This is a genomic window from Nitrosomonas sp. (genome assembly GCF_022842015.1).
Classification (GTDB): Bacteria; Pseudomonadota; Gammaproteobacteria; order Burkholderiales; family Nitrosomonadaceae; genus Nitrosomonas.
In genome coordinates this window covers 25,092-31,831 of sequence record NZ_JALHQJ010000036.1, presented here as the reverse complement: position 1 = coordinate 31,831, position 6,740 = coordinate 25,092, and the positions used below count along the sequence as shown (strand labels likewise).

Below are 6,740 nucleotides of genomic sequence, written 5' to 3'. Positions count from 1 at the left end.
TTAAGTTGCTGGTTTTTACTGACTCTTGATGACTCCAACCCCCGCAACTGTAATTTCAGACCCGCAGTATTTTCATCAATTGCAGCAATCTCATGTTGCAAAGCAAGTCTACGCGATGAGAATAGTTGATTTTGAATTATGATATTATTAGCAATACGCGAATCATTTTGTGCCGCAAACAATTCATCTGGAAATGTGATTTCATTAGCCCCATCGCGCTCTGCCAACAACCTTGCTTCGATTGCGCGCGCTGCATAGAATTGACTTCGGGTTATTTCAGCTTGTGCTTTGATCTGAACATCATTCATGCGTACCAGGATCTGCCCTAGTTTTACGTGATCACCTTCTCTAACTAAAATTTTATCAATAATACCGCCAGTCTGATGCTGCACTGCCTGAAGATGACTCGCCACAGTGACGGTTCCCATGGCAGGGACTCCTTTATCCAAAGGGGCAATCGATGACCACAGAACAAATCCACAAAACCCAGCCAAGACAATCCACCAACCGAGCCTGGTATAAGTCGTTTCATCAGTCTTAACCTGCGTGGATAGATCAACTACTGGAATATTCTCAATAATTGATTCTTTTTCTTCAGCAACAAGCTTCATCATTATTCCTATTCGTTGATCGAAGTATTCTCAAAATATGATAGAACAGAGCGGCGCCCTTCAGTTTAGCTAGTTCTCGCGTTAGTTGAATCAGTAGCTTGTGGTGCTTGAGTAGCGGTCTGATTTTCAGCTTTTTTTTGTGCCAGTAATGCCTGTTGAGTTTGCTGTTGTTTTGTCAAAGCCTCGATTACTTCTTTGGTAGGACCAAACATTTTTACCATACCATCTTGCAATAGCAATAATTTGCTGGTCGCACCAAGAATACTGGTTCGGTGTGTAATCAAGACGATAGTTTTCCCACGTTTGCGCAAATCGATGATGGCAGCCAGAAGCGCTTGCTCACCCACGTCATCAAGATTTGAATTGGGCTCATCCAGAACGATTAATGAAGGATCATCGTACATTGCACGCGCTAAACCAATACGTTGCTTTTGCCCACCAGAGAGGCCCGCGCCACCACCACCAAGCACCGTATCGTAGCCTTCAGGCATATTTAGAATCATTTCATGAACACCTGCTCGTTTAGCTGCGAGAATAACCTTCTCTGCATGAATTTCTCCAAAACGCGCAATATTTTCTGAAACCGTACCCGCAAATAATTCAATATCTTGGGGTAAATATCCGATGTGCGGACCCAGCTCATCTTTGTTCCAAAGATAAACATCCGCGCCATCCAATCTTACTTTCCCCGAAGCGGCCGGCCATACGCCAACTAATAATCGAGCCAGCGTAGATTTTCCAGACCCACTGGGACCAATGACGCCGAGAACCTCGCCAGCATTAAGAGAGAATGAAATCCCTTTGATGACCGGTACTTTTCCGCCAGGTGGAGCTGCAGCAACACTTTCAACATTAATGATACCGACTGGCTTCGGCAATGCCATCCCAGCCTCACGTGCCGGATTATGTTCAAGTAGCTGAGTGAGGCGCTCATAAGCGCTACGCGTACTCCCAATTTGCTTCCACACGCTGATCAATAACTGAACAGGTGCTATAGCTCTACCTAATAGTATCGAGCCAGCAATCATCATCCCGGGCGTGATGCTATTCTCTAAAACCAATAGCGCACCTAATCCCAGCATGAGCGACTGCAATGCCACGGTGAAAGATTTAGATAATGCAGTCATCACACCTGATTTTTCACTGGCTTCAGCTTGTAAGTTAAGAAAGCGACTGTGTAATTTATACCAGCGAGATTGTATATTAGGCAACATACCCATAGCTTCAATTACTTCAGCATTACGCAGATTATTTGATGCCACATTGGTAGAAGCGACAGCCATCGAATTGGCTTCGGCTAAAGGCTTGTGTGATATTTTTTCATTGATGTAAGCTAGTGTGATTAATATGGCCGTACCACATAATGCAAAAACGCCTAAACCGGGATGGAACATGAAAATTACGAGTAAATAAATCGGAAACCACGGCGCATCAAAAAAAGCGAATAAGGCATTGCCGGTTAAAAATTGCCGCAAATTTGTCAGATCTTTCAAAGCTTGCCCAGCATTGCCATCACCTTGCTTTAAGCTTTCTTCAAAGGCGGCAGTATAGACGCGTTTATTCAATTTCATATCGAGCTGTGCGCCGACCCGGATTAATACAAAGCTGCGTATGTATTCTAGTGCGCCCATGAAAATATAAGCGCCTAGCATAATCAACGTTAACATTAGTAAAGTTGTTTCGTTGCGACTGGTAAGAACACTATCATAAAGCTGCAACATGTAAATAGCTGGCATAAGCATGAGCATATTAATGACCGCACTGAATACCCCAATGTTTCTAAAAGCTTTTTTAAAGCTAACTAGTACTTGTGCAACTTCATTCTGAGGAGCTCGAAATTTAAATTTCATCTATAAAACGCCATGATTGAGTGTTACTCGAATATAAATATGCAATTTATTGAATCAATTATAGTTGTTGATGGTTATTCTTGACTAGGTAAATCTTTTGGAGTCAATTCGAATGGTCTGGGAAGAAAGTTTAGATCTTGTTGTAAATCTGAACAATCAAAATTTAAATTCTGATTCATTCTTTCAGCCATTGCCGACGTCCAATAACGATAACGGGGTAGCCACCGGATTCCCCATGAGGCGATCTGAAAAAACCATAGCGGTATTGTCAATGTGCGCTGCGGTTGATGCAATGCTGCAAAAACGCGATCAACCATTGCTCGGTACGTTAAAGTTTCTCCTCCCGCTAAATTATAAGAACGATTTGCCAAACTTAAAGTGCTAAGTGCCTTATGGCACGCGATCGCAACATCTTCAGCATGAATTGGCTGTCGCAAACCCTGAGCTGATCCTAACAGGGGAAAGAATCCAAACCGATGAATAAAATTCATTATTTCAGTAATATTTTTATCCTGCCCGTACCCATAAATCATTGTTGGCCGCAAAAATATCCATTCTATTTTATGCGCGGTCATCCATGCTTGTACCATCTCTTCGCTTTTGATCAGCTGCATGGCAATTTCTCGCTCCTTGGGGTCTGTGGATGCGTACTTCGTGAAACGGCTGGTTGAAGATAATACAACAATCCGACGAGCACCATAGGTCAATAAGAGATCAAAATACTCCGGTAATATCCAGATGGGAGCGACACATAGCCAAAAAGGAATAATCTTATTTTCTGTGGAATCACTGAAATCACCACTCACATCAAGCTGACGCCAAATAATTTGTGGATGACTTTGTGTGAACAAACGACGTGAAAAGGCGGTAATGCGATAATTGTTTTGTAATAATTGGTTTATTAAGCATTGACCCACCAGACTGGTTGCACCCAGCAATCCGACCTGCTGTTCATTCATATTCTTATTTTCAATAGCTTGCAACAGTATTGCGCGGAAAGGAACATCACGGCAATCCCAAAGCGAGACCATACCGCCAGAGTAACTAGCCCCATTAGCGCCTTTGGGTACTGTCGCAGAAAAAATTTTTGATAGAAACGTAGCATTCCTTTATGTTTGTGCCATGAGACAAAAAACGGTCTGGAACGGCTGCAGGTTCCTTGAAAATGGACAACCGGAGCGTCGGGTATGAAAATAATCTTCCATTTCTTTTGCCTGAATCGCACGCAAAGATCTAAATCCTCACAGTGTAAAAAATAATTCTCGTCCCACAGACCGACTTCATCAATGGCTTCACGCTTTACCAGCATCAATGCACCTGATATTGCTTCGACTTCTATGGGCACATGGGGTAATGGTTTGTTATTCAGGTGAAAATCAAAAAATAAGCGTGGCCAGAATTTCTCCAGGTGATACAACCCAAAAGCACGTACAAAAGCACGCCAAGGAGTAGGTATGGCTCTCCGTCCGCCACCTTGCTCGGAACCATCAGGATTAACCAAAAAACCACCGACCATACCGATATGGGTATCTGATTCTATGATCTCAACCATGCGCTGCAATGAATTTTCCTGCAAGATACAATCCGGATTTAGGAAAAGAGTAAGTGGCTCGGTGGATAAATTAAAACCCACATTGCAACCTGCGGCGAACCCTATATTGTTATGGAGACGGACAATGTGTAGCTTTTTTGATGAAAGCTTATTTTCCAATTCAATCAAGCTCGTATCCGAAGATGCATTATCAACTACGACGATTTGCTGGACCTGATGCAATACTGCATGAACACAATTTACCAGAAGCGAGCCACTATTATAGTTGACGATAACTACTGTCACAGGCCTGCTACAAATGAAATTCAATTGGCTTTAACTCCAGTTTTGCTCCACACTCTGTAATGAAAGAGATCGCGAAAAAGCTCGAAGCTGAGTAGTCGATCTAAAGACATTCTTCAATATATAAAGTCGAATACCATCATTTTACCGCCTTCAGCTAATATATAGCAGCATTTTGTTCTTCTTACTTTATGAACAAGATGAATAAACTGGCCTCTGAATGATTGGATAAAAATACCCGTGATCACTCTCAGCGCTTTAACGCACATTTTTCTTGGTAATTTCTTTTGTAATATGGCCAATACCAAACGCTGAGGCAGCGTGTTATATTATAAGATTGATATTGACTAGATAGGCTTAATAAACTGCCTCCCAAACATGATAATAATTACACCAACCAAACAAATGCCTACACCAATCCAATCAGTAATAGCCGGACGAATTGCATCTATCGCCCATAACCACATCAATGCCACACAAATATAGACACCGCCATACGCCGCATAGACACGCCCTGCAGCTTGAGGATGAAGTGTGAGTAGCCAAACAAATAATGCCAAGCTGACAACTGCGGGAAAAAGCAGCCAAAGAGACCTTCCTTCTTTCAAGTAGAGATATGGCAGATAACAACCAATTATCTCCGCCAAGGCGGTAACTACAAATAAACTCAACGTTTTGATGATTTCCATTACTACTGTCCAAATAAAGGCAAATCATTTCTGATGATGCGACAATCAGGAAATGATTGTAACTTGATCTCAAAGATATCGCCACGAATCAAGTAGAACGCCATAATACTAGACAATAACGATTTATTTAATAAATCAACCAGAATTTAGTAGTCTGTTGCTGAAAGCATCTCGAAGAAACGCGTACTACACGCTGACTGTAGCATTTAAGCAAAGCTGCTGAAATCATTCTACATAAATAAAAGTAATGACAACTCAAAACTTGAAGAATACTCAAATTATCAAGCTTAATATATGATCTAGAAATACACCGACATATGAAAAACTCGGTCGCATGCGACCGAGTTTTAGACAGGATGACTATTTTCCTGCACTTCCATAACTTTTCACTATGCAGTTAAAATGCTTGATCAGTGAATAATTTCTTTATAGCAGATCCTGATTGCTGAAAATGATGTCTGGCATACATGAAAAGGCTAAATCGATTATTTATGCCTAATTTCTTGAAGATTGAGGATAAGTGATTCCGTAATGTATATTCATTCATTTGTAAGCGAGCTGCAATCTGTTTGTTCTGCTCGCTACCACTAGCATGTGAGAACACTTTAACAATTTCAGATTCCTTACGTGTAAGCCCACTGATCTTTCTAGTGTTGATAGAAGGGGAAACTGCCCTTCTCATGCGGACATTTTGCAGAAAAGCACGACTAGCTGTTTCTCGATCAAACCACATTTCACCGTTATGAACCTTATCAATCACTTTAAGTATCGTCTGGATTGATTCTTTCTGGTACACAACGCCTCTCGCACCTGAAATCACTACTTGGTCAATGACTTTTTGATCGCGTGTTCTGCAAAAAATCACGACTTTTGTATCTCCATCATTGGCAAATTCAGAGATATAGTTCACGCAATTAATATCACCCAAATAAATATTGAGTATCAAAATATCCGGTCTTTTTTCCAAGATTAACCGTTTCGCAAGAAAAATATTCGCTGCTGTCCCAACAACTTCCATTTGCGGTTGCTGGTCATTGATCAGTTTCTCCAATCCCCAAAGCACTATTTGCTGATCATCAACTAATAAAACCCGGATTGGCCTTGGAGAAAATTGTGTCGTTGGACTTACTGACTTGTCAACATCGTCATATCGATCAAAGTCAGACTCAGTCTTAGGATAGTTTTTTTCACTATTACATTCTTGGGCTCGGTTGCTCAAGGTCGCAACCAATGCCATAGTGCGCTGCATGATTGATTCAGTGCTATAGCGTGTAAAATAAATACAAAATTTGGAGTTTTCGATCGGAAGATTCAACTGGTGCACCAAACACAGATCATCCTCGTCATCCAACTCTATGTCTGTCAAAATGAGATCTGGTTTATCGATTTTTATTCTGAATGAAGCTGTTTTATTTGAATTGTAAATACCAATGATATTGTATTCCCATCCTTTAACCATATTTTCCAAGTTCCCACCTGAAATATAATTACGAACCAAGATTAATACCCGTGGAACCTCTATTCTATTTTGAGAAGTTCTCTTCAGTGCTGATTCTATTTTATTATTCATTGATCTTTGCCTTTTAAGAGTCCCACGGCATTACAATTTTTTATTTGCAATGACGACAAACCATCTGTGTAAACGAATGCGAAAGTGAGATGCTTGTAATCCTAATAAAACACCCTATAAAAGAGAAAAAAGCATTCCATACTCGGCATGTTAATTCCACTTGTTAGTACAAAAGTTTAGTGATGA

At 40.9% G+C, this 6,740-nt stretch carries 6 protein-coding genes; all 6 read right to left on the bottom strand.

Annotated features, from left to right (window positions below; all coding sequences use genetic code 11):
* A partial coding sequence (locus Q0C11_RS08430; protein ID WP_293007111.1) for a biotin/lipoyl-binding protein occupies positions 1 to 614 on the bottom strand: 614 nt, incomplete at its 3' end.
* A gap of 62 nt (positions 615 to 676) precedes the next feature.
* Positions 677 to 2,461 carry a type I secretion system permease/ATPase gene (locus tag Q0C11_RS08425; RefSeq protein ID WP_293007110.1) on the bottom strand — a complete coding sequence of 595 codons (1,785 nt, stop codon included), beginning with the start codon at positions 2,459 to 2,461 and terminating at the stop codon, positions 677 to 679.
* A gap of 74 nt (positions 2,462 to 2,535) precedes the next feature.
* Positions 2,536 to 3,420 carry an NAD(P)-dependent oxidoreductase gene (locus tag Q0C11_RS08420; protein ID WP_293007109.1) on the bottom strand — a complete coding sequence of 295 codons (885 nt, stop codon included), beginning with the start codon at positions 3,418 to 3,420 and terminating at the stop codon, positions 2,536 to 2,538.
* Complete coding sequence (locus tag Q0C11_RS08415) at positions 3,417 to 4,298, bottom strand: glycosyltransferase family 2 protein (protein WP_293007108.1); 882 nt, start codon at positions 4,296 to 4,298, stop codon at positions 3,417 to 3,419. Before Q0C11_RS08415 ends, Q0C11_RS08420 begins: the two co-directional genes overlap by 4 nt.
* Positions 4,299 to 4,642: 344 nt before the next feature.
* Positions 4,643 to 4,984 carry a YnfA family protein gene (locus tag Q0C11_RS08410; protein ID WP_293007107.1) on the bottom strand — a complete coding sequence of 114 codons (342 nt, stop codon included), beginning with the start codon at positions 4,982 to 4,984 and terminating at the stop codon, positions 4,643 to 4,645.
* A gap of 397 nt (positions 4,985 to 5,381) precedes the next feature.
* Positions 5,382 to 6,554 (bottom strand): response regulator transcription factor, encoded by a 1,173-nt coding sequence (locus Q0C11_RS08405; protein ID WP_293007106.1) that lies wholly within the window; start codon positions 6,552 to 6,554, stop codon positions 5,382 to 5,384.
* Positions 6,555 to 6,740 lie beyond the last annotated feature (186 nt).

Bases quoted from the DNA above. Each gene is read 5' to 3' on its own strand.
- Q0C11_RS08425 (WP_293007110.1), bottom strand. From the start codon at position 2,461: ATGAAATTTAAATTTCGAGCTCCTCAGAATGAAGTTGCACAAGTACTA.
- Q0C11_RS08420 (WP_293007109.1), bottom strand. From the start codon at position 3,420: ATGAATGAACAGCAGGTCGGATTGCTGGGTGCAACCAGTCTGGTGGGT.
- Q0C11_RS08410 (WP_293007107.1), bottom strand. From the start codon at position 4,984: ATGGAAATCATCAAAACGTTGAGTTTATTTGTAGTTACCGCCTTGGCG.
- Q0C11_RS08405 (WP_293007106.1), bottom strand. From the start codon at position 6,554: ATGAATAATAAAATAGAATCAGCACTGAAGAGAACTTCTCAAAATAGA.